Raw genomic sequence first — 22,208 nt, forward strand, 5'->3', positions numbered from 1 at the left:
CGGAGAAACACTATGCAAGCAATTCGTAATCTGGGCCTGGCCCTTGCGTCCCTGGTCATCGCCGGTTGCGCCAGCTTCACCGATGAAACCAGCCCGAACCTGCCGCGCGACGCGCAGTGGGGCATCGTGCCGATGGTCAACTATTCACAGACGCCGCAGGCCGGTGAGCGCAGCGAGCAGATCCTGCTCAGCGTGCTCAGCAGCCGTGGCCTGCAACCACGGGTTTATCCGGTGAGCACCCAGGGCGAACAAGCGCTGATGGATGACAGCGAGCGCCTGGCCGGCGCGCTGGATTGGGCACGCGAGCAGAAGCTCGACTACGTGATCGCCGGCAGCGTCGAGGAGTGGCAGTACAAGAACGGCCTGGACGGCGAGCCTGCGGTCGGCATCAGCCTGCGCGTGCTCGAGGCCAGCAGCGGCCGCGTGCTCTGGAGCAAGAGCGGCGCCCGTGCCGGCTGGTCCCGTGAAAGCCTCGCGGGCACCGCTCAGACGGTGCTCGACAAACTTGTTGGCGCCCTTCGGTTCGAGTGATCGCAATGAATTCTCCCCACATGGATTACAGCCTGGCGCCGCAAGCCAGTGGCCCGGTGTCATGGCTGGAAACGCTGCTGGTGACCGGCCTGGCCATCGGCCTGGGCTTGTGGCTGACCCCGGCAGACCCGCTGCAGATACATGGCGGCTTCCCCTGGCCGATTATCGCGCCGCTGTTGCTGGGTGTGCGCTACGGCTTCGTGCGCGGGCTGTTCAGTGCCGGCCTGCTGGTGCTGGCGATGTTCGTCCTGCGCCACCTCGGGCTTGAAGGCTACGAACAGATCGACTCGTCGTTCATTGTCGGTGTGCTGGTCAGCGGGATGCTGGTGGGGGAGGTTCGTGATCTGTGGATGCGCCGCCTGGAGCGGCTGCAGATGGCCAACGAATACCGTCAGTACCGCCTCGACGATTTCACCCGGGCGCACCAGATCCTGCGCGTCTCCCACGACCTGCTGGAGCAACGCGTCGCGGGCAGCGACCAGAGCCTGCGCAGCTCCTTGCTGGGCCTGCGGGAAAAACTGCGGGTGATGCCGGACGTCGGCGATGCGCTGACCGCCCTGGCCGAACCGGTGGTGTCGATGCTGGCGCAATACGGCGCCCTGCGCGTGGCGGGTCTGTACCGAGTCGACGAACGCGGGGAAAAGGTCTTGCCACAGGCGCTGGCCACCATCGGTGTGATGGGGCCGTTGAGCACCGAGGACGGCCTGGTCAAGCTGTGCCTGGAACGCGGCGAGCTGGTGAGCGTGCGCCAGGAACTGATGGATACCGGTGCGTCCACCGAGTTCTCGTCCTTGCAGGCGTGCATTCCGCTGATCGATGCCGAAGGCCATTTGCTGGCGATCCTGGCGGTCCGGCAGATGCCGTTCTTTGCGTTCAAGGATCGCACCCTGAGCCTGCTGGCGCTGCTCGCCGGGCACATCGCCGACCTGTTGCGCCGCGATCCGCAGGTGCTGCAACTGGCCGACGCCCGTGCCCAGCAGTTCACCTCGCAGCTCAAGCGTTCGCTGGCCGATGCCGACCTGCACCAACTGCCGGCCGGTCTGTTTGCCTTCGAAATGACCCGTCCCAACGAGGAGCTGACGCGCCTGATGGAGCGCAGCCAGCGCGGCCTCGATCTGCACTTGCCGGTGATCAACAACCGCGATCACAAGTTGTTGCTGGTGCTGCTGCCGTTGACCAGCCCGCAAGGCACAGAAGGGTACCTGTCGCGTATCAGCCTGTTGCTGCATGAGCACTTCGGTATCGAGAGTGACATGGACAGCCTGGGCGTACGGGTGATGCCCTTCAATCTGGAGCCTGGCGTCGACCGCCAGGAACTGCGTAATTTCCTGTTCAACGAGTGTGGCCTGAATGATCAGCAAGTGGCTGTTTAGCGGAGCCCTGTTGTTAGAGGGAGGCAGTTGGGCCAGCTTGTGGATACCGGCGCCCGAATTGCAGCAATTGCTGGTGTTCAGCGTCAGCCATGCCCTGGCGTGCGCGCTGCTGTGCGGGGCGGTCTGGCTGTTGTTGCCGGCGCGCTACCGTGCGCCGTTGCCGTGGAGCCCGCTGTTCATTTTCAGCCTGGCGTTCTTCGTGCCGGTGATCGGCATGCTCGGGGTGGTGCTGTCGATCTTCCCGGCGCTGTACCTGCCGCGCAAACGTGACAAGCAGGCCTGGCAGGCAGTGGGCATCCCGGACCTGCCGTATCGCGCGCAACAACAGGTGCATTCGCCGATCTTCGCCGACGGTGGTTTGCAGGATGTGTTGCGCCATGCCCCCGATCCGGATCAGCGCCTGGCCGCCCTGGTGGCCACGCGACGCATGCCGGGCAAGGAAGCGGTGCCGATCCTCAAACTGGCACTGGGCGACCCGAGCGACGACGTGCGCCTGCTGGCGTACTCGATGCTCGACAAGCAGGAAAGCGACATCAACCTGCACATCCAGATCGCCCTCGGGCAACTGGTCGGTGCCAGCCCCGCCGCTGCCGGTGCGTTGCATGCCACCCTGGCGCGCTGGTATTGGGAGTTGGCCTATCTCGGCCTGGCCCAGGGCAGTGTGCTCGACCACGTGCTCGAGCAGGCCGCCGACCATGCCGATCAGGGCCTGCAAGCGGGCGAGGGCGGCGAACTGTTCCTGCTCGCCGGGCGCATTGCCCTGGTGCGCGGCGACATCGAGCGCGCCGAAGTGCTCCTGCACCAGGCCCAGGACGACGGCATGGACCCGGCCCAGGTGCTGCCGTTTCACGCCGAACTGGCGTTCGAGGCCGGGCGCTACTCGGAAATCCCCGGGCTGCTCGCGCAACTTCCCGAGAAAACCCGTCAGCGGCCTCCGTTCGCTGAGCTGGTGAGGAGCTGGACATGAATCATCAGCAAGAGGCGCCGTTGGCCGACATCTGCCTGCTGCTCGAAGGCACCTGGCCTTACGTGCGAGGTGGCGTGTCGAGCTGGATCCACCAGATGATCCTCGGCCTGCCGGAGCTGACCTTCTCGGTGATGTTCATTGGCGGTCAACGTTCGGCCTACCCGGCGCGGCGCTACGAAGTGCCGTCCAATGTGCTGCACATCGAAGAAGTGTTTCTCGAGGATGCGACTCATCCGGTCAACACCCGTGGTACGCCACGCGAAGCCTATCAACAGCAGTTCATGGACCTGTATCGCTTCCTGCATCACCCGGATGCGCCGGAGCCCGAACTGGGCGAACGCCTGCTCGATTGCATCGCCCAAGGGCAGATGACCCTCGACGACGTGTTGCGCAGCCGCGCCAGTTGGGAGGCATTGAGCGAGGGCTATCGCCTGCATTGCGCCGACCCGTCCTTCGTCAATTATTTCTGGACCCTGCGCTCGATGCAGTCGCCGTTGCTGATGCTCGCCGAAGCATCGCGCAAGATGCCGCGCGCGCGGATGCTGCATTCGGTGTCCACCGGATACGCCGGGTTGCTGGGGTGCATCCTCAAGCAACGCTGGAAGTGCCATTACCTGCTCAGCGAGCACGGCATCTACACCAAGGAACGCAAGATCGACCTGGCCCAGGCCAGCTGGATCGCCGAGAGTTCCGGCCAGGCGCTCAACCGCAGCCTCGACGCCGGCTCTGGGTATATCCGGACCCTGTGGGTGCGTTTCTTCGAGCGCATCGGCCAGCTGACCTACAACAGCGCCGACAACATCATCGCGTTGTATGACGGCAACCGTCAGCGTCAGATCAAGGACGGTGCCGACCCGGCGCGCACGCAGGTGATTCCCAACGGCATCGACCTGCCGCAGTGGACGGCGGCCCTGGAATCCCGTGCACCGGGCATTGCCCCGGTGGTGGGGTTGATCGGGCGGGTGGTGCCGATCAAGGACGTGAAGACGTTCCTGCGGGCCATGCGCGGCGTGATCAGCGCCATGCCCGAGGCCGAAGGCTGGATCGTCGGCCCCGAGGAGGAAGACCCGGAGTACGTCAGCGAATGCCGCAGCCTGATGGCCAGCCTGGGGCTGGAGGGCAAGGTGCATTTCCTCGGCTTCCAGCGCATCCAGGAGATCCTGCCGCAACTCGGGTTGATGGTGCTGACCTCGATCAGCGAGGCGCAACCGCTGGTGATCCTCGAAGCCTGGGCTGCCGGCACGCCGGTGGTCAGCAGCGACGTGGGCTCGTGCCGCGAACTGATCGAAGGCGGCAGCGCCGAAGACCGCGACCTCGGGATGGCCGGCAAGGTGGTGGCGATTGCCGATCCACAGGCCACCTGCACCGCGATCCTCGAACTGCTGCGCAACCCGCAACGCTGGCACGACGCCCAGGCCAGTGGCCTGCTGCGGGTCAATCGTTACTACACCGAAGCCTTGATGCTGCAGCGCTACCGCGACCTGTATCAAGCAGCCATGGAGAACAGTTGAATGGCCGGCATTGGCTTCGAACTGCGCAAGATCCTCTCGCGCGATTCCTACACCGCGACCCTGCACGCCTACGTGTACGCCGGCCTGATCAGTTCCGGGCCCTGGGTGCTGTCGATCATCAGCGTGATGCTGGTGGGCATCATCAGCCTGGGCCTGGTGATCCCCAATACGCTGGTGGGACAGTTCCTGGTCACGGTGACGTACCTGATGGCCACCTCGCTGATTCTGACCGGTGGCCTGCAGTTGTACTTCACCCGCTTCGTGTCCGACCGGTTGTTCGAGCACAAGTACGAGCAGATCCTGCCCAACCTGCTGGGCATCCTGTTGCTGGTCACGCTCGCGGCCGGGGTGCTGGGGATCATCGTGCTGAGCCTGTTGTTCGACCAGCCGCTACTCTACCGCTTGCTGGTGCTGGCGAACTTCGTGGTGCTGTGCAACCTGTGGCTGGTGATCATCTTCCTGTCGGGGATGAAGGCCTATAACCGCATTCTGCTGGTGATGCTGGTGGGCTACACGCTGATGGTGGCCAGCGCCTATGTGCTGAGTTTCCTGAAGATACCGGGCCTGTTGCTGGCGCTGTTGATCGGCCACAGCACCCTGCTGTTCCTGTACCTCTATGACATCCTGCGCGAGTACCGGGCGGAGAAACTGATCGCCTTCGATTTCCTCGACCGCCGCCAGGCCTTCCTCAGCCTGCTGGCCACCGGGTTCTTCTACAACTTCGGCATCTGGGTCGACAAGTTCCTGTTCTGGTTCAACCCCGGCACATCGAACGAGGTCATCGGCCCGTTGCGTGCCTCCATCCTGTACGACCTGCCGATCTTCCTTGCCTACCTGGCGATCATCCCCGGGATGGCGGTGTTCCTGGTGCGCATCGAAACCGATTTCGCCGAATGGTACGACCGCTTGTTCCGGGCCATCCGCGAAGGCGAAACCCTGCAGCACATCGGCTCGCTGAAAACCGAAATGACCCTGTCGATCCGTCAGGGTCTGCTGGAAATCTGCAAGGTCCAGGGCCTGACCGTGGTGCTGTTGTTCCTCTTCGCCCCGCGCCTGCTCGACTGGCTGGGCATGTCCAGCTACTACCTGCCGCTGTTCTACATCGACCTGATCGGCGTGAGCATCCAGGTGGTGTTCATGGCGTTGCTCAACGTGTTCTTCTACTTGGACAAACGCACCGTGGTTCTGGAGTTGTGCGTATTGTTCGCGGTGTTGAACGGCGCGTTGACGCTGCTCAGCATGCACCTGGGCCCGAGCTTCTTCGGCTACGGCTTCACCCTGTCGTTGCTGGTGTGTGTATTGCTCGGTTTACACCGACTGTCCACGGCACTGGAAGACCTGGAGTACGACACCTTCATGCTCTCGACGCGGTAAAGTGTTGCCCCTGTGGGGGCGAGCAGGTTCGCTCCCACAATGCTTTTCGCCAGACAGCCGGCGGTCGGCCCCACTTGAAACACCAAGGTCCGCTGCTAGCCTTGATCTCTCGGAGCTGCCGGCTCATCGCGATGTGTTCCGGGCCATCCCTTGACTCGAGCACGGCTCGACCCCTCAAGCCGACCCTCGCCCAACCCCTCATCGACTCCTGGCAAACTCTCCGACGCATGTCCTCCACTCACGCTTTGGAGATAACGCATGAACGCACAGGAGATCCTGCTCACCCGCGTCACGCCCGCCTACTGGCGCGTCACCTTCCATAACCCGCCGTACAACATCTACGGCCCGCAAACCATGCCGCAGCTGAACGAAGTGATCACCGCGCTCGAGACCGATCCGCAGGTCAAGGTCGTGGTGTTCGACAGCGACGTTCCGGGTTTCTTCCTGACCCACTATGACTTCGTGCCGCCCCTGACGGACACCACGAGCATGCCCAACGGCCCCACCGGCCTGCCGCCGCTGCCCGACATGCTGGTGCGCCTGAGCAAGGCGCCGGTGGTGTCCATCGCCTCGATCCGCGGCCGTGCCACCGGCGTCGGCAGCGAGCTGGCGCTGGCCAGCGACATGCGCTTCGCCAGCCGCGAAAAAGCCATTCTGTCGCAATGGGAAATCGGCGCCGCGCTGGTCCCCGGTGGCGGCCCCATGGCCCGTCTGCCACGGCTGATGGGACGTGGCCGGGCACTGGAAGTGCTGCTCACCGGCAATGACATCGACGGCGAACTCGCCGAACGCTACGGCTACGTCAACCGCGCGTTCCCCGATGCCGAACTCGACGCTTTCGTCGACACCATCGCCCGGCGCATCGCGCGCTTCGACAAGCAGTCGATCAGCGAAATCAAACGCCTGGTCGATGCCTCGAGCCTGCCGCCGAATGAGGCCATCGCCGCCGAGTGGGACGGGTTCATCGGTTCGGTGAAACGCCCGGCGGCGCAGCAACGAATCAAGCAGTTGATGGAGCTTGGCCTGCAGGAAAAAGCCGACGTGGAAATACGCCTGGCGCATCACACCGGCACCCTCGGTGAATAAACAGCACTTTATCGATCAGGAGTCATCGTCATGAGCACTGGATTGGAAACCGTTCTGTACACCGCAAAAACCCAGGTCGTCGGTGGACGCACTGGCACCGGCAAGTCGAGCGATGGAGAGCTTGAGGTGACGTTGAGCTCACCGGGCTCGGGCAAGCCGGGCACCAACCCGGAACAACTATTCGCCGTCGGCTACTCCGCCTGCTTCCTGGGCGCGTTGCAAGTGGCGGCCGGGCAACAGAAAGTCAAACTGCCGCAGGACACCGAGGTGAATGCCGAGGTGGATTTGGGCAAGACCAAAAATGGCGAGTTTCAGTTGGCGGTTCGGTTGAATGTGAAGATTTCCGGGTTGGAGGACAAGGTGAAGAAGGAACTGGTCGACGCGGCGCACGAGATTTGCCCGTATTCGCGGATGACCCGGGGGCATGTTTCGGTGGACTTGCAGGTGGGGTGAAGGCTGGGCAGCCCCAAAGCTGCCTTTTTCGTTCCCTGATGAAATGACTATCCCGCCGCCCCTGTGATCGCCCACTCAGCTTTCACAGGGGCTCACCCGAAGCCGTCACCCTCGCTGCCGAATCCGGCAACTCGGCGCAAAGCCTCAGACCACCACCGGATAACAGGCATCACCCCACAGCGTTTCCGGGTTGTCCAGCATCAGCAGGATGATCACCGGCACCAGCTTGCCGAGGAGGTTGGAGCAGTCGCGCAACTGACCCCGGTTGACGCTGCTGTTCCAGGTTGCGCCCCCATGCATGACCTGGTTGCGCAGTGTGTAGATCCGGTTGAACAGAACGCCGAGTACGGCGGGGGTATTGCGGTTGGCCAATGCCTGCTGTGCGGTGCGCCGACCGCTGGCAAAACGTTCGGTCCACTGTTGTTCGCTGATCTTGCCGTTCTGGTGCTCCCAGAAGCTCTGGAACACGAAAGGGTTGTCGAGCAATGCGCGAATGCTGCCGGAAAACTCGGACCAGACCAGATTCTCGATCAGGTTGGCCGTATCGAGAGTGCACAGCTTGTCCAGGAACGCCTTGAACGTCGATTGCTCGGAGAGGCGGTATTGCTCATCGATGTCGGTGGCGTACGCGGAGTTGAAGGCAATCCACAGGAAAATGAAACGCCCATCGACATCCTCGGCCTGCTCGGCACGGCTGAGCCAACTCAGCGCCCGATGAACGCGCAACGTGAGATTGGGATGATGATGTTCACGCTCCAGGCGATGGCGAGTCTTGAGGGTCTGATGGTCCATGGTTCCGGTCCTTGATGTCATGGCGCACGCGAACGGCCAGCGGCGTGTCTGAAAAGTTTACATATTCGGCGTTGAATACCGCCGTGGATAGAGAAGCGTCTAGCCAGCAGGTTACAACCTGCACCCATTGTTTACCTGTACGGACAGACAACGTGGACGAGACTCGTGCTTTTGCTTAGGGTATGGCCATTCGATATTACCTGCAAGGCAGTCTTCATGAAGCGCGAACAGTTCCTGGCACAACCTGAAGTCGAGGCTTTCGTAGCATGGCTGGTGGCGAATTTACCCACGCTCACCTTCAAACTTCATTTCAAATCGAGCAAGTTCGTGCCGGGCGGATTGCAGGTGGAAGTCCGGGGTTTCGAGCAAGTGCTGGAGCATTACCGGTGGAAGGCCAGCTGGCAGGACTCCAACCAAAGCGCCGTGGACTCGCAAACCTGGGCCGAAACTCAACGCTCGCTCGGGCAACTGCGCGAATGGCTGACCAGTGCTGTCAATCGTCGGGATGAACAACAAACGCTGCAGGCGTGCCTGCAGATTCTTCGTTGGGGGGGCGTGCGAGGAGCCATACCGTTTTTGCATCGGCTGGCTGCCGAGGGGGAGCTGTCGAGCTACCTGAAAAAAATGGCGGTGCTGATGTCGCTCGATGGCGACAATGACCTGGATGATCTCGACGCCCTCAGTGTCGAGCGTTTCGATTCGGGCCTGACCAAGATTCATGCCTTGCTCGATGCCTCGGGTTCGCCCATCTACGACAGCCGCGTCGGTGCTGCCATCGGCATGCTGTACTCGCTGTTTCGCCAGCAATGGACGGGAAGCCGCAAACCCCTGCTGGCGTTCCCGTCCGGCGGCGCTCGCGGCAGCCAGATCCGCAACTCCCGGGCGTTCCTGAACGGGTTGGTGGCGCCACAGTTTTCCCAGGTCAGTTATGAAAAATGGGCACGCTGGCAAGTGCGGCTGGGCTGGATCATCCGAGCGGTGCTGGAGCGCACCGACTGGTTCGCCGAACAAGGGGCGCTGCCTGCGCGCTGTCATGCGTTCGAGGCCAGCCTGTTCATGCTCGGCTATGACTTGCGCTGCTTCGATCTGCCGCTGGCGCCCGATCCCAAAAAGGCCGCAGCGGCGGTGGAGGATGAGTCTGAACGCGACACCGGCTGGGTACCGACCGGCCATCCTTTCAGTCAGGTCATCAAGGATTATCTGGCCTTCCGCCAGACCGGTCTGCCGGATGAAAAAGCGTCCTTTGTTGAATGGCTGATGACCCTGCCTCGCAAAGGAAAAACCCTCACCCGCTCTACCGCGCAGGGTTACTGCTTTGCGTTTTCCATCGCGGAGTTCGACCTGTTCGAACGCCCCCTCGAAGAACTCGAACGCATCGCCGCTGGCGGCGAGGACGGGCTGTGCGCGGCACTGGCGACCCCGACGCTGCAACCCTTCACCCTCGGTGATGAGCGGGCCGATGTCTGCCTGGTGGATGTACTGATCACGGGCCGTGCGTACCAGCAAGGGCTGACGGAACAGGCACGCATCGACTTGATCCTGGCTGCCGGCCACGCCGGCAAGAAGAACGCCGCAAAAACACTGATGTCAGTGGGTCGCAACGTGGGCATGCACTTCGGGCTGCTCGATGCGCAGTATTTGCCGACGCCGCTGTTCGAACAGTTTTTCAGTGGCTGCTCGCTCGACGCCTGACCCGCAGACGACACTGATATCAGTGTGAAACGTCCCTGGGCGCTTCACCAACCTGGATGCGCCCATGCAAACCCGAAACGGAATCCAGTTGTACTCCGCCTCAGACATCTGCGGTTTTCTCGAATGCCAGCACCTGACGACGCTGGACCTTCAACACCTCGTCATGCCCATGGAAAAAGCGCCGGCGAGTGATCAGAACCGTTTGATTCAGGACAAAGGACTGGCCCATGAGGCGGCCTTTCTGGAGCGGCTCAAAACCGAAAATGCCAGCGTCGTCGACATCGCGCAGGGCAATCCGAGTTTTGCTCGGCGGGTGGAATTGACCATCGAGGCGATGAAGGCGGGCGTCGACATCATCTTTCAGGCGTCGCTCCAGCAAGGCCCCTATATCGGTCATGCCGACTTCCTGCGCAAAGTACCGCGCGCGTCGGCGCTGGGCGATCACAGCTACGAAGTGATCGACACCAAACTGGCGAAAACCGCCAAGGCCAAGTTCCTGATCCAGGTCGCCCTCTACTCCCGAATGCTGATGCCGATTCAGGGTATACAGCCACAGTGCATGTACGTGGTGCTCGGCGATGCGCAGCAAACCGAACAGGCCTTTCGGGTCGCCGACTACGCCGATTACCTCGAGCAGGTTCTGCAGCGTTTCGAAGCGTTCGTGAACAAAGCCGACCGCCCCTTCACCTATCCGGACCCCTGCGGTTTTTGTGGATTTTGCGCCTGGCGCGACCGCTGTGACGAGCAGCGCCAGCAGGACGATCACCTGTCGGCCGTCGCCGGCATCAGCCGCTCGCAGATCCAGAAATTGCAGAGTGCCGGCGTGACCACTTTGCGCGAGCTGGCCGAGAGCGGCGAAGACCTGCGCGTGGCGAAACTGCAGAGTGAGTCGTTGAACAAGCTGCGCCATCAGGCGCGTTTGCAGTTTCAGGGGCGCTTCAGCGGCGTCCCGCTGTTCGAACTGCTCGCCGTGTCGGGTGAGCGACGTGGCTTTCATCGCCTGCCCCACGCGGTCGAGGGCGACCTGTTCTTCGACATGGAGGGCAACCCCCTGGAAGAAGGTGGGCTGGAATACCTGTTCGGTCTGTACATCGATGAGGGAGGGGCGCAAGTGTTCAAACCCTTCTGGGCGCATGACCGAGAGCAGGAAAAGCTCGCCTTCGAACAGTTCATCGACTGGGTCATCGCCCACCTGCAGCGTTACCCCGACGCGCATGTTTACCACTACGCCTGCTATGAAGAGACGGCGATCAAACGCCTGATGAGCCAGCACGGGACGCGTGAGGCACAGGTGGACTGGTTGCTGCGTAACGGCAAGCTCATCGACTTGTACAAGGTCGTGCGCGAAGCGATCCGGGTGTCCGAGCCCAGCTACTCGATCAAGAACATCGAGCACTTTTACATGGATCAGCGCGACGGCGACGTGACCAATGCCGGCGCGAGCATCGTGTTTTATGAGCGCTGGAAAGAAACGCGTGATGCGGCGTTGCTGGACAAGATCGAGCGTTACAACGAAGACGACGTGCGTTCGACCTGTCTTCTGCGTAACTGGCTGATGACAATCAAACCGTCGGTTGCAGGCGGTGTTCCCGTGCCTGAAACCGAATCCGCAAAATCCGTTGCGGAGCAAACCGAGATCGAGATCCGGTTGGAGGACTATCGCCATCGGCTGCTGGCCGATGACGAGGGTCCGGTCCGGCTGCTCACCTTTCAGTTGCTCGACTTTCACCGTCGCGCCGACAAGCCGACGTGGTGGCAGTTGTTCAGTCGACGGGACATGACGACCGAAGAGTTGCTGGAGGATATCGAAAGCCTGGCCGGTTTGCGGCGTACGGATACACCTGCGACACCGGACAAAAGATCGTTTTTGTATGAATACCGTTTCGAACCTCAGGAAACCAAGATGCGGGGAGGTTCGGCAGGTGTCATCAGTGAATCCTTGAACCCGGTGCAACTGGTGCACCTGGACTATGATCGGTGCCTGGCGACCTTCAAGGCCACCGCGGCCAAGGCACCGCCCGATCAGTTCGACATGATTCCTGGCACACCGATCCCGACGGGTTCGCTGCGCGAAGCGCTGTATCGATACGCCGACAATGTCCTGGCTGGCGGTCAGCGCTTCCAGGCCGTCACCGATTTCCTGCATCGCCGCGCGCCCCGAGTGAACGGCGTCGAGCCTGGCGCGCCGCTGCTCGATCCTGGTTTGCCGACGCTGGAAGCCATCAAGCAGGTGGTGCGCCACCTCGATCACAGCGTCCTGTTCATCCAGGGGCCGCCCGGTGCAGGCAAGACCTACACCGGCTCCCATGTCATCGTCGACTTGCTCAAGGCAGGCAAGCGCATCGGCGTCACGTCCAATTCGCACCACGCCATCAATAACCTGCTGGCGGCGGTTGAATCGCGTGCGCTGGAGGCGGGCGTGACATTCAGCGGATTGAAAAAATCCGGAGAGAGCGAAGACACGGTGTTTACCGGCCGCTGCATTCGCTCCATCGAGAACAAGACGAAGTACCTTGAAGCCTGGGGGCCGAACACCCATTTGACGGCCGGCACCGCCTGGCTGTTTGCCGACCCGGCGTTCACCGAGCAACTGGACTACCTGTTCATCGACGAGGCGGGGCAGGTGAGCGTGGCGAATCTGGTCGCGATGGGCCTTGCTGCGCGCAACATCGTCCTGATGGGCGACCAGATGCAATTGTCGCAGCCCGTGCAAGGTGTCCATCCGGGCCGCTCCGGCGACTCCATTCTCGACTACCTGCTGGATGGCACGCCCACCATCGCGCCTGATCGTGGGGTGTTCCTGGCACACACCTGGCGCATGCATCCCGACGTCTGCTCGTTCATTTCCCAAGCCGTGTACGAGGGTCAGTTGTCGCCGGCGCCCGGTAACGAGAAACGGGTGTTGTCACTGGATGGTCAGCGTCCGGAAGTACCCAGCAGCGGGCTGATGTTTTGCCCCGTGGAACACGATGGCAACAGCCAGAGTTCGGACGAGGAGGCGGCGTACGTCAAAGCACTCTACGCCTACTTCCTGCGCCAGCGCTTCGTGGATAACGAGGGTGTGGCGCACGAGATCGGCGTCGACAACATCCTGGTGGTCGCCCCCTACAACCTGCAGGTGCAGTTGCTGAAACAGGTGCTGCCAACGGGCGCTCGCGTCGGCACGGTGGACAAGTTTCAGGGGCAGGAAGCGGAGATTGTCATCGTCTCGATGGCCACCTCCAACGAAAACTACCTGCCCCGGGACATCAGTTTCCTGTATTCGAAAAACCGCTTGAATGTGGCCGTCAGCCGAGCAAAGTCCCTGGCGTGCATCGTCGCCAGTCCGGACCTGACCGCCGTGCGCTGCGTGACGCCTCAGGAGATGAGTCTGGTCAACGGCCTGTGCATGGCCATCAGACACGGCGCGGGTGAACGCTGTGCAGGTTGATCGCGCCGAGGCGAAGGCGCTCGGCCTCGGGGACTGGCACCTGTGCGTGCTGCTCGATACGTCGCAGTGTCTCTCGTCCCTCGACCCGCAGGTGCTGAATGAGCGCAATGTGGCCGGCGATACGCCGCTCGACCTGGCCTATCGCCTGGGTCGCCGCGAACTGATGGGCAAGCTGCAAGCCCTCGGTGCACAGGGCGAGCCGCAGTTTCGCGACTGGCCTGGCCTCGGGACGTTCATGCCGCACGACCAGTACATTCACCAGCCGGCCCGTTATGGCAATGTCAAAACCCTGGAGGCACGCTACCGACTCGGCGGGAGCCTTAACGATCGCGATGCGCTGGGCAACACGCCGCTGCATTGGTTGGTGATCAATGGGCATTTGAAGGCCGTCAAATACTTCGCCGAGCGCTACCGGTCGTTTGGCCTGGACCTGAACGCGAAGAACCGCCAAGGCGAGACCGCGCGCAACATTGCGTTGGGTAACGGCTTTCACGAGACCGCACAGCAGTTGTTGACGGCCGAGGTCGACAACTGCATCGGTGCGCTACGCATCTGGCGCGAGATGGGGCTCAATCATGCATGAGCCAAGGCCGCAACTCCTTGAGGTTGGTCACCACAATCTGCTGCGCTTCGGGGTTGGTGGCCTGGTTTCGTGGGTCGACCTGGTAGCGGCGCAGTACGTACTTCACCAGGGCCTTGCGACTGGCGACGACCAGCGTCCCTTCGGTCATGCCGAAATCGGTTTCGATGATGGCCTGCTGTGCTGCATTCAAGCGGCCGTCGGGGGCAAAGATGATAGGGACCTCGGTATTCCAGTCCTCGTCCATCTCACGCGTGTTTGGCGACTCGTCGAGCAAATCCGGCTCGCCGCGCAAGCGGCTCAATACAAAGTCGCGGTACTGGCGGTTTTTTTCGCAGTACGCGCGCACATGCCAGCGCATCCCGGTGTACACCAGGGTGTGGGGGGCAATCAGGCGGATTTCCACGTTCGGCGTGTTGAGCGAAACGTACTCGGTCTCCAGGCGCAAACCGTCGCGACACGCCGCGAGCAAGGGCCGCAGGACTTCCGGGCGAATGGGCCGGTCGGGTACTTCCAGAACCTTGGTGTGGGCGTAGGCCAGGGCCAGCCCTTCGATGTGTGGCGCCCGCTCGTTGTTCTGGAAAAGCAGGTGCAGGTAGGCGCTGGCGCTGTCATCGATGAACAGGGGTTTGAAGTGCTTGCTCGGTACGTAGCCCTTGCGTTGCTTGTCATATGTCAAGTTTCGGGGCGCATGTTCATTGATGTAGGTGTTGATGTCCTTGGACGCTTGTTGGCGACTGATCCCGAAGCTCTGCATCAGGTGCCCCGTGGTCAGGCGGCCCTCCCACCAGGCAACGGTCTCGATCAAACGATAGCGAAGTGCCAGGTCCCAGCGGACCTGCTCGATGGATTGCTTGCGTTTCATACCCGCTCCATGTGTTTGAATACTTTACCTGTATAAGTCTACATTCTAGACCTGTCGTAAATCACTACATATCGTGTCTCTGTCTTCGGAATACATCGAAGACAGGAAAGGAAGACAGCATGAGTATGCCGGAAGTGATTTCGACGGGTGCATTGGTGGGGATGGCGATCATCCTGCTGGTGCTGCTGCAACAGTATTTGAAGCTGAGCGACCTGTGGAAAATGGTCGAGCACTACCAGAAGGATCTGCGCTGGGCGCAGATCTGGGAATCCGAAAACCGCGAGCTGCGCTCGGCGTTGCGGGCAGAGCGAGAGCACGTCGCGCAGTTGCAGCGACAGCTTGAGCTGTTGCGCGCGCTGATCCCGATTGCCGAGTGATCCGCTGTATCGATCTTCAGGAGATGGCATTCATGCCGATAAAACCCAGGCCCTTCACGTTTGTGTGTGAAGACTGCAATTGGAAGAAAACCGTGGCACCGCGCAGTGATGCGTTGGCGGCTGGGGAGTGGTTCAGCGCTTGCCCCAAGTGCGGTGGTACGGCGTTGAAGATGCGGGCGGCGGGGTGGTTGGAGGCGGCTGCGGCAGAAATGATGGCGCGTCAGAGACGTTGAGTCCCCTGGCCGCATGAACAAGGCGGCTGCGTTCAGTCATGGCGATATGGCACTATCTGCCGATAGCCTCATGGATTGCAGCCGCGCAAACCGCTGTCATTGAAGATGGCGTCCCAAGGAGTTTCAGGTTTATGGATCAGGCAGAGCTGTACATCGATGCACTCGAGGCCGAGTGCAAGCGTCTCCAGCAGCAACAAGCGCAGACGGTGCCACCCAAGCCGAGCATCGCGGCCTGGGGTTTGGTCAAGGCCGGCAAAAGCTCGCTGCTCAACATGTTGAGCGGCCATGCTCAGGAAGAGTATTTCGCCACCGGCACAGTGCGGACCACCCGCACCAACCAGCAGCTTGAGCTGGAGCACTATGTGCTGATCGACACACCAGGCCTTGGCATCGAGCAAAGCGACAGCCAACAGGCCATGGAAGGGCTCGACGTCGCCGATGTCGTGATGTTTGTCCATGCGCCGCCGGGTGAACTGGACGAAGAGGAGATCGACCTGCTGCTCAAGTTGCATGACGTCCATGGCGATGCCCTTGAGCAGCGGCTGGTGATGGTGCTCAGCCTGCTGGACAAAGACCAGGACGGCGCGATGGCGCAAGTGCGCGAGCGCATTGAAAGCCAGGTGCTGCGCTGCCTGGGGTTCCAGCCGACGTGCGTTGAAGTCTCCAGTCGCCGCTACCAGCGCGGTGTTGAATTGGGACGTCAGGGAATGCAGGAAAAGAGTGGCGTGCCGGCCTTGGCGTTGCAGCTTGAGCAGATGGCGAGTGCATTGGGCCCGCAACTGGCAGCCAGCCGGCACAAGCGTCTGGTGCAACGCCGGGAGGAACTGAGCGCCGCGCTCGATCGGGCCCTGGAGCAGGAACAGGCCAAGGTCCAGGCGCTCTGCGCACCCTACGCCAAAACCGCCAATGCCTTCATCGCCCTGATGTCCAGCATCCAAAGCCAATTCTCGATCAAGACCGCCGAGCTCCGCACGGCCCGCGAGAAGTTGAGCAGCCTTTAAGTCAAGGAGACTTGCAATGCCTTTACCCTGGTTGATTGGTGTCGCTGCAGTGGCTGCCGTCACCGCGATCGTCAAGAGCGTGTCGGATGACAGCCCCTCTTCAAGTTCCTCCAGCTCCTCAGGTTCTGGAGAGGCCGAGCGCCGCAGGCTGGATCTTGCCGCCAAGCGCGAGCGCGAGGAGACCAACCTGAAGAAACGGATCTCCGATCTGGAAAAAGATCGCCGCGATCAATTGAAGGTTCAGCTCAACAGCGTCGCCCCGACCCTGGAACAGCCCGTCAAGGCGATGGCGCCTGGCAGGACGGCCACCCAGTTGGAGCAGATCATCGCCGGCACTCAGTCTTCGACCTCTGCTTATGGCGAGTCGATGAAAATCATTCTGGGTGCGGATTCGTCGTTCTCGGCGGTGAGATCCAAGCGTTTTCTGACGCTGCTCAATGTCCTTGAAGGCCTGACCGCGCCGCTAGCCGTCCAGGCGCAGGAGCAACAGGCGCAAACTCAGGTCAAGCAATCGGCCGCCCGAATCAAGCGTTTGCAGCAATTGAAAACCAGCGTGGAGCGGTTGACATGAATGCTGTGACTCGTGACGACTTGATGGTGGCATTCGAACGACTGCAGGCCCAGTTCGAGCAGCAAAAGAGCGACATCCATGCCAAGGATCGTGCGTTCAATCTGCTGCGCGAAACGTTCATCGCCAGCAACCTTGAGCACACCCGGGCGCTGCTCGAGTCCGTGGGCAGCGACAACCCCTTGCACGCGTTGGCGCAAGGTCTGTCGGAGCGTCTCGCGGACCAGTTCACGGTGTGGCAGAAACAGGTCAAGGCTCGGGCCAAAGGTGCTCAGTTTCGCGAAAACGTCAATGACTCCCTGTTGGTGTTTGTCTACGGCAAGGTCAAATCCGGCAAGAGTTCGCTGGGCAACTATGTCGCCTGGGGCCATAGCGAGCCGACAGCGTCGATGAAGGCGCAGGCGAAGGTTCAGCCGGTGTACTTCTCTGCCGAGCAGACAGCGGTGGAGGGGGGTGACAAGCACAAGGAAGCCGAGCAGAACCTGCAGTTTCGCGTGGGCGCCACCGAAGCGACCAGTTCGATTCAGGGATTTCGCTTGCCTGGCCTGACCTGGGTCGACTCGCCGGGCCTGCACTCGGTCAACCGGGCCAATGGCGATCTGGCGCGGGAGTATGTCGAGCACGCCGATCTGATTCTCTACACCATGAGTTCCCAGGCCCCGGGCCGGGCGTCCGACATGGGCGAAATCGGCGAGTTGTTGGCCGACAAGAAGTCATTGATGGTGCTGCTGACCGGCAGCGACACCACAGAGGAAGACGAGGACGACGACGGCAACCTGGTGCACGAAGTCGTGATGAAACCGCTGCGTGACCAGCAGACCCAGCGCGAATACGTGAGCGCGGAACTGCTGAGGCTGGACGACGATGCGCTGAAGTACACGCGTGTTTTGCCACTGTCGACGCGGTTCGCCGAAACCCACCCGGCTGAGCTGGCGGCCAGCGGTGTGGGCGACCTGTTCCAGACGCTCAAGGTCATCTGCGACAGTGATGCGCTGCAGCTCAAGTTGGCAACGCCGATGAAAAACCTGCGCAACGCCATCAAGGATACGGCAGCGGACCTGGCGCTGTTGTCCGACCTGGCCAAGGGCTTCGATCAGCAGATTCGCGAGCAGGGCAAGGCCATTGAACAGGAGGTGCGCAACCTCGGCCTGGCAGGCGCCGCGCAGATGAGTCGCTACGTCAACCAACTGTTCGATGCCGGCTACAACGACAAGCTGGAGGGCAAACTGCGTAACCAGTTGTCACGAGTTCTCGGTGATCTGGCCGACGACGCCCTGAGGGCCATTGGCAAGACACAGCAGGCCGGCTTGCGTCGCGCCTTTGACGCCAGCGGCTTGAGTGCATTGCCTGAATACCGCGAAGTGACCGAGGCCAAGGAATATATGGCCGGGACTGAGTCGGGTACCAAGACGGCCTGGGGTGCGGGTGGATCACTGTTGGGAGGCGCGGTCGGCTTTTTCTTGGGGGGCGTGCCTGGCGCGATTCTCGGCGCATCCATTGGCAGTGCTTCCAGCATGGCCGGTCGCAGCGCCAAGGCACGTTACGAAACCCATCAAGTGGTGATCGGTGACAACCTGGAGGAGCAGCGCCAAGCCGCCCTCGATGCCTATGCCAATGCCGTCCCCACGTTGCTCGCCGAGCACGTCATGGGCCTGTACGAACCAGTGCGCGCCGGCATGCAACGCTACTGCGAAGGACTCGTTACCGAGAGCAACCGCTTGAACGAACGACTCGATTACCTCGTTGAGACTCAACCGTCATGACTCAGCAACCTCCGATGTCCCACGTCCTGTCGCTCTACGACGACGTGGATGAATTGTGCGCCGTCTACAACCCGCAAGCGGTGCCGGCCATTCGCAAGATGGTCGCGGCCAGAAAAGCCAGCGCCGCAGCGACCATCATGGTCTACGGCGTGTACAACGCTGGCAAAAGCACCCTGATCAATGCGTTGCTCGGATCCGAGCAGGCGACGGTCGCCGACACGCCGGAAACCTACAAGATCCAGGGGTATCGTTGGGGTGACTTCGAGATCCTCGATACGCCGGGCATCGACGCCCCACAGGCCCATGAGCAGGTCACCCGCGAGCAGTTGTATGGCGCCGACGTGGTGATCTTCGTGGTCAACCCGCTGGGCGTCGTCGAAGAAGAAGCCACGCTGTCGGCGCTGCTCGAATTGGTCGAACGCAACAAGCAGATCTTCCTGGTGCTGAACCGCAAAAATCCTTTGGAACCGGTGGAAGCCGAGCGGATCAAGGACCAGTTGCGTGAACGTCTCCAGCAAATGGCCCAGGCACGTGGTTTGCCGCAGGTGTTGCAGGCCATTCCGATTCTCGAGGTCAACGCTCGCTCAGCACTCAAGGCCAAACTCGAGCACAAGGAAAACCTGTTGCAGAACTCGGGGTTTCCCAAGTTCGAAAGCGAGCTCAACCGCTTCTTTGCGTCGATCGAGCAGCGCCAGATCGTTTCCGGTGTTGCCACAGACCTGAGCGGCTTTTTGAACGAAACCGTGGCATTGCTCGATCAACAATCCGACCAGGCGTCCGGCGCTCGCATCGACGCGTTCTACGCGCAGATTGCCCGGCGGGAGATCGACCTTCGCTCGCTGCTCAAAGCGTCGGTACAAGCCAGGGCGGCCGGTGTGGCCAAGGGCGCAGTGATGGCGATGAACCAGGACCCCGAAAACGCCCAGAGCAAAATCGACGGCCTCATCCGGCGCGCCAACGAACAGGTGTGTGGCGAACTGGACGATGAGCTCAAACGCCTGGCACTGGATGCGGCGCAATTGCTCGAAGAGATGCTCGAGTACATACAGGTCCAGCAGCCTGCCGGCTCCCGCGCCGACGCCTTGAACATTCCCGACGCCGGCGATGGTGCACCGGCCGCAGCGCCAGGCAGTACGGTCGACATGAGCCTGCTCGAAGCCGGGGTACGCCAGGCGGGCGGTGCGCTGAAGACCGAACACGTGGTCACCGTCATGAAGCTGGGCAAGGAATGGCTGCCGGCGCTGTTCAAGGGTATTGGCCCGGTGACCATGGGCAAAGTCGCCGAGCAGGTCGTTGGCAAGGTCCTGCCTGCTATCGGCGTCGTTTATCAGGTCGGCAAAATGCTTTACACCGCTTTCGCGGGCGACCCGGAGCAGCAGCGCCTGGAAGAGCAAGCCCGCCAGGAGCAGCAGGCGCGCGAGCGTCGCGACCAGGCGATCAAAAGCCTAGGCGACGACATTGCGTGGGAGTTCTCCCGGGCGTTGACCGAGGTGGTGGAAACCAACATCAAACACAACTTTGCCCAGGTCAACGACAGGCTCAAGGTACTGCGCGGCAGCCTGAGCCAGACCGAACGCAAACTCAGCGAAGACCGCGAGCTGCTGGTGCAGTGCCAGGTGGCGTTGGACACCTATGTCTGAAAACCCCCGGACGTTTTCCTGCAACCGCTGCATGCAGTGCTGCAAGCGCGTCAATCTGCTGCTGCAAACCGCAGGGATGGACCGCGGGGACGGGGTGTGCCGGCATCTGGACGAGATCGAAGGCGGCTGCCGCATCTACGCCAGCCGCCCGGACATCTGCCGGATCGACCGGCAATACGAACTGATTTATCAACGAACGATGACCTGGGAAGCGTTCGTGGACGTAAACGCGGCGGCCTGCAAGCAGCTGCAGACAATCTGAAGTGTTGACCTATTGAATCGTTTAGGAGGCTGTAATGGTGGAAGTAGCTGATCGGCAACAGGACGCAATCGAAGACGTCATTCGTGATGCGGTGCGCGGTGCCGGCAAGGTCAATATCGTCGTCGCCGGCAAGACCGGTGTGGGCAAAAGCACCCTGATCAACACCGTGTTTCGCGGGCAACTGGCGAAGACCGGTTCGGGTACGCCCGTAACGCAACAGATCGAGGAGATCACCAAGGAAGGTCACCCGATCACCATCATCGACAGCAAAGGTCTGGAGTTGAAAGACTACACGACCATTCTCAAGGACCTGGAAGACTTCCTGGCAGAGCGCGCTGGGCATCACGACGAGAACAAGCACATCCATGCCGCCTGGATTTGCATTCAGGAAGGTGGGGATCGCATCGAACAGGCGGAGATCGATCTCTGCCGCGTGTTGATCGATCAGTCCATTCCAGTGGTGGCCGTTGTCACCAAAAGCATGTTCGCCAAGGACGTCGACTTCCACCTCAAGGTCAAGGAAATGCTTCCCGGTGCCTCGGCCGTCGTCCGCGTACGCGCAGAAGCACAAGAGATCGAAGACGACGAAGGCAACGTGTTCAAATTCGGCATCAAAGGTGTTGACGAACTGATCACCGAGTCCGCGAAGTTGGTCCCCGAATCAAAAAAGCGCGCATTCGCCAATGCATTGAATTCGCGGCACCAAGCTTCCATGAAAATCAAAGTCGAGCAGGCTGAGAAGGAAGTATTGATCGCCAGCGGCCTGGCAGCGGCGGCCGGCGCAACGCCCATCCCGTTCTCCGACTCGTTCGTATTGGTCCCGATCCAGGTCGGCATGCTGGCCAAGATCGGCGTGACCTTCGGCATGGAAGTCAGCGCCAGCGCACTGACCACCCTGGTGGTCTCCGCCCTGGGCTCCAGCGCAGCCAGCCTGGTCGGCCGAGCGCTCGTCACCGGCCTGCTGAAAATGGTCCCGGGCGTGGGCAGCGCCGTCGGCGGCACCATCGCAGCGACCACAGCGGCGACACTGACGAAAGGATTAGGCGCGGCTTACATCTCGGTGTTGACAGACTTCTGCAATAACAATCCGGGCAAGGAACTGAACATTGCTTTGATTGGAGAGGAGTTGAAGAAGAAGCTTTCGTTCAATTCAGAGGCCTGATCGACCTGCCGGCAGAGGCTGGCAGGTAGAGGGCCGTGCTTGTCAGTCGCCCAACAAGTGCGGCCTTTGCTTCCCGTTCAAAAAGCCCCGAAATCTCGGGGCTTTCTTATTGATTGTTAGCGGCCGGTCTTCATCGGCGGCCAACAACTCAACACCTTCTGCACATCATCGATCACCGCCTTGCTCATCGACGTCAAATGATGCGCCACCCAGGCGTGACGGTCGCTGTCCCTGGAGTAAGCGGCATCGACGGTCAAAAGCCTGGCCAGGAAGAGCAAATCCGAGACTTGCTCCAGGGCATCTGCCACGGGCACGCCGCGATTTACTCGGAAGAGGGGTTCGTTGTTGCAGTAGTGGAAGGGGGTGAGGCCGATGGTGGTTAGGGGTTCATCGGTGGTTTCGGGGGGTGAGGATGGATTGGTTTCCGGAGGAATGGGTGCTTGCTTGTGCATAGATAAAACTCCAAGTCAGAGAAACGGAGCCATCACACTCGCTACCAAACGAGGGGTGGCGGCCATACGCGGGTTGGTAGACCGGAGACTTGGAAA

At 61.4% G+C, this 22,208-nt stretch carries 20 protein-coding genes; 17 read left to right on the forward strand and 3 right to left on the reverse strand.

Annotated elements, in window-relative coordinates; all coding sequences use genetic code 11:
• The first annotated feature begins 12 nt into the window (after positions 1–12).
• The 7 genes from IB249_RS28285 to IB249_RS28315 all read left to right on the forward strand — a co-directional run bounded on the left by IB249_RS28285 (position 13) and on the right by IB249_RS28315 (position 7,295).
• Complete coding sequence (locus tag IB249_RS28285) at positions 13–531, forward strand: penicillin-binding protein activator LpoB (RefSeq protein WP_192309437.1); 519 nt, start codon at positions 13–15, stop codon at positions 529–531.
• Between the two features lie 5 nt (positions 532–536).
• Positions 537–1,904 carry a PelD GGDEF domain-containing protein gene (locus IB249_RS28290; RefSeq protein ID WP_225607231.1) on the forward strand — a complete coding sequence of 456 codons (1,368 nt, stop codon included), beginning with the start codon at positions 537–539 and terminating at the stop codon, positions 1,902–1,904.
• A complete protein-coding gene (locus IB249_RS28295; protein ID WP_192309439.1) occupies positions 1,882–2,871 on the forward strand; it encodes a HEAT repeat domain-containing protein in 990 nt (329 codons plus the stop codon). Before IB249_RS28290 ends, IB249_RS28295 begins: the two co-directional genes overlap by 23 nt.
• Positions 2,868–4,382 (forward strand): GT4 family glycosyltransferase PelF, encoded by a 1,515-nt coding sequence (gene pelF / locus IB249_RS28300; protein WP_192309441.1) that lies wholly within the window; start codon positions 2,868–2,870, stop codon positions 4,380–4,382. The genes IB249_RS28295 and pelF overlap by 4 nt, the downstream gene beginning before the upstream one ends.
• On the forward strand, positions 4,383–5,756 hold the full coding sequence (gene pelG / locus IB249_RS28305) for an exopolysaccharide Pel transporter PelG (RefSeq protein ID WP_192309443.1): 1,374 nt from the start codon (positions 4,383–4,385) through the stop codon (positions 5,754–5,756).
• A 258-nt stretch (positions 5,757–6,014) separates the two neighbouring features.
• On the forward strand, positions 6,015–6,842 hold the full coding sequence (locus IB249_RS28310) for an enoyl-CoA hydratase/isomerase family protein (RefSeq protein ID WP_192309445.1): 828 nt from the start codon (positions 6,015–6,017) through the stop codon (positions 6,840–6,842).
• A 30-nt stretch (positions 6,843–6,872) separates the two neighbouring features.
• The gene (locus IB249_RS28315; protein ID WP_192309447.1) at positions 6,873–7,295 is read left to right on the forward strand and encodes an organic hydroperoxide resistance protein; all 423 of its coding nucleotides are present in this window, start codon (positions 6,873–6,875) and stop codon (positions 7,293–7,295) included.
• Positions 7,296–7,439: 144 nt separating this feature from the next.
• Here the strand turns inward: IB249_RS28315 and IB249_RS28320 are convergent, their stop codons facing one another.
• Positions 7,440–8,087 (reverse strand): HEPN domain-containing protein, encoded by a 648-nt coding sequence (locus IB249_RS28320; RefSeq protein WP_192309449.1) that lies wholly within the window; start codon positions 8,085–8,087, stop codon positions 7,440–7,442.
• Positions 8,088–8,303: 216 nt separating this feature from the next.
• Between IB249_RS28320 and IB249_RS28325 the strand changes: the two genes are divergently transcribed.
• From IB249_RS28325 to IB249_RS28335, 3 genes are all read left to right on the forward strand, one after another.
• Positions 8,304–9,779, forward strand: a complete 1,476-nt coding sequence (locus IB249_RS28325) for a hypothetical protein (RefSeq protein ID WP_192309450.1) — start codon at positions 8,304–8,306, stop codon at positions 9,777–9,779.
• Positions 9,780–9,843: 64 nt separating this feature from the next.
• A complete protein-coding gene (locus IB249_RS28330) occupies positions 9,844–13,209 on the forward strand; it encodes a TM0106 family RecB-like putative nuclease (RefSeq protein ID WP_192309451.1) in 3,366 nt (1,121 codons plus the stop codon).
• Positions 13,199–13,792 carry an ankyrin repeat domain-containing protein gene (locus IB249_RS28335; RefSeq protein WP_318653520.1) on the forward strand — a complete coding sequence of 198 codons (594 nt, stop codon included), beginning with the start codon at positions 13,199–13,201 and terminating at the stop codon, positions 13,790–13,792. Before IB249_RS28330 ends, IB249_RS28335 begins: the two co-directional genes overlap by 11 nt.
• On the opposite strand, the gene IB249_RS28340 is transcribed toward IB249_RS28335, so the two are convergent.
• Entirely contained in the window at positions 13,779–14,654 is an 876-nt protein-coding gene (locus IB249_RS28340) for a WYL domain-containing protein (protein WP_192309453.1), read from the reverse strand. The genes IB249_RS28335 and IB249_RS28340 overlap by 14 nt on opposite strands.
• A gap of 119 nt (positions 14,655–14,773) precedes the next feature.
• Between IB249_RS28340 and IB249_RS28345 the strand changes: the two genes are divergently transcribed.
• The 7 genes from IB249_RS28345 (at position 14,774) to IB249_RS28375 (ending at position 21,660) form a co-directional block, all read left to right on the forward strand.
• Positions 14,774–15,031: a hypothetical protein gene (locus IB249_RS28345; protein WP_192309454.1), complete on the forward strand. Its 258-nt coding sequence runs from the start codon at positions 14,774–14,776 to the stop codon at positions 15,029–15,031.
• Positions 15,032–15,395: 364 nt separating this feature from the next.
• Positions 15,396–16,265 (forward strand): GTPase, encoded by an 870-nt coding sequence (locus tag IB249_RS28350; protein ID WP_192309456.1) that lies wholly within the window; start codon positions 15,396–15,398, stop codon positions 16,263–16,265.
• 49 nt (positions 16,266–16,314) lie between these two features.
• Positions 16,315–16,836, forward strand: a complete 522-nt coding sequence (locus IB249_RS28355; protein WP_192309458.1) for a hypothetical protein — start codon at positions 16,315–16,317, stop codon at positions 16,834–16,836.
• Complete coding sequence (locus IB249_RS28360; RefSeq protein ID WP_192309460.1) at positions 16,833–18,596, forward strand: dynamin family protein; 1,764 nt, start codon at positions 16,833–16,835, stop codon at positions 18,594–18,596. The genes IB249_RS28355 and IB249_RS28360 overlap by 4 nt, the downstream gene beginning before the upstream one ends.
• Positions 18,593–20,236, forward strand: a complete 1,644-nt coding sequence (locus IB249_RS28365) for a GTPase (protein WP_225607233.1) — start codon at positions 18,593–18,595, stop codon at positions 20,234–20,236. The genes IB249_RS28360 and IB249_RS28365 overlap by 4 nt, the downstream gene beginning before the upstream one ends.
• A complete protein-coding gene (locus IB249_RS28370; protein ID WP_192309462.1) occupies positions 20,229–20,498 on the forward strand; it encodes a YkgJ family cysteine cluster protein in 270 nt (89 codons plus the stop codon). Before IB249_RS28365 ends, IB249_RS28370 begins: the two co-directional genes overlap by 8 nt.
• Before the next feature lie 34 nt (positions 20,499–20,532).
• Complete coding sequence (locus IB249_RS28375) at positions 20,533–21,660, forward strand: YcjF family protein (protein WP_192309464.1); 1,128 nt, start codon at positions 20,533–20,535, stop codon at positions 21,658–21,660.
• A 116-nt stretch (positions 21,661–21,776) separates the two neighbouring features.
• Here the strand turns inward: IB249_RS28375 and IB249_RS28380 are convergent, their stop codons facing one another.
• The gene (locus IB249_RS28380) at positions 21,777–22,112 is read right to left on the reverse strand and encodes a DUF3077 domain-containing protein (RefSeq protein ID WP_192309466.1); all 336 of its coding nucleotides are present in this window, start codon (positions 22,110–22,112) and stop codon (positions 21,777–21,779) included.
• Positions 22,113–22,208 lie beyond the last annotated feature (96 nt).

This window comes from Pseudomonas sp. PDM04, assembly GCF_014851765.1.
GTDB lineage: Bacteria > Pseudomonadota > Gammaproteobacteria > Pseudomonadales > Pseudomonadaceae > Aquipseudomonas.

What these genes read in the sequence shown, in the direction of transcription:
- IB249_RS28290 (WP_225607231.1), top strand. Translation starts at nt 537, where the DNA reads ATGAATTCTCCCCACATGGATTACAGCCTGGCGCCGCAAGCCAGTGGC.
- IB249_RS28285 (WP_192309437.1), top strand. Translation starts at nt 13, where the DNA reads ATGCAAGCAATTCGTAATCTGGGCCTGGCCCTTGCGTCCCTGGTCATC.
- pelG (WP_192309443.1), top strand. Translation starts at nt 4,383, where the DNA reads ATGGCCGGCATTGGCTTCGAACTGCGCAAGATCCTCTCGCGCGATTCC.
- IB249_RS28340 (WP_192309453.1), bottom strand. Translation starts at nt 14,654, where the DNA reads ATGAAACGCAAGCAATCCATCGAGCAGGTCCGCTGGGACCTGGCACTT.
- IB249_RS28375 (WP_192309464.1), top strand. Translation starts at nt 20,533, where the DNA reads ATGGTGGAAGTAGCTGATCGGCAACAGGACGCAATCGAAGACGTCATT.
- IB249_RS28315 (WP_192309447.1), top strand. Translation starts at nt 6,873, where the DNA reads ATGAGCACTGGATTGGAAACCGTTCTGTACACCGCAAAAACCCAGGTC.
- IB249_RS28310 (WP_192309445.1), top strand. Translation starts at nt 6,015, where the DNA reads ATGAACGCACAGGAGATCCTGCTCACCCGCGTCACGCCCGCCTACTGG.
- IB249_RS28360 (WP_192309460.1), top strand. Translation starts at nt 16,833, where the DNA reads ATGAATGCTGTGACTCGTGACGACTTGATGGTGGCATTCGAACGACTG.
- IB249_RS28345 (WP_192309454.1), top strand. Translation starts at nt 14,774, where the DNA reads ATGAGTATGCCGGAAGTGATTTCGACGGGTGCATTGGTGGGGATGGCG.
- IB249_RS28325 (WP_192309450.1), top strand. Translation starts at nt 8,304, where the DNA reads ATGAAGCGCGAACAGTTCCTGGCACAACCTGAAGTCGAGGCTTTCGTA.
- IB249_RS28370 (WP_192309462.1), top strand. Translation starts at nt 20,229, where the DNA reads ATGTCTGAAAACCCCCGGACGTTTTCCTGCAACCGCTGCATGCAGTGC.
- IB249_RS28365 (WP_225607233.1), top strand. Translation starts at nt 18,593, where the DNA reads ATGACTCAGCAACCTCCGATGTCCCACGTCCTGTCGCTCTACGACGAC.
- IB249_RS28320 (WP_192309449.1), bottom strand. Translation starts at nt 8,087, where the DNA reads ATGGACCATCAGACCCTCAAGACTCGCCATCGCCTGGAGCGTGAACAT.
- IB249_RS28380 (WP_192309466.1), bottom strand. Translation starts at nt 22,112, where the DNA reads ATGCACAAGCAAGCACCCATTCCTCCGGAAACCAATCCATCCTCACCC.
- pelF (WP_192309441.1), top strand. Translation starts at nt 2,868, where the DNA reads ATGAATCATCAGCAAGAGGCGCCGTTGGCCGACATCTGCCTGCTGCTC.
- IB249_RS28295 (WP_192309439.1), top strand. Translation starts at nt 1,882, where the DNA reads ATGATCAGCAAGTGGCTGTTTAGCGGAGCCCTGTTGTTAGAGGGAGGC.
- IB249_RS28350 (WP_192309456.1), top strand. Translation starts at nt 15,396, where the DNA reads ATGGATCAGGCAGAGCTGTACATCGATGCACTCGAGGCCGAGTGCAAG.
- IB249_RS28330 (WP_192309451.1), top strand. Translation starts at nt 9,844, where the DNA reads ATGCAAACCCGAAACGGAATCCAGTTGTACTCCGCCTCAGACATCTGC.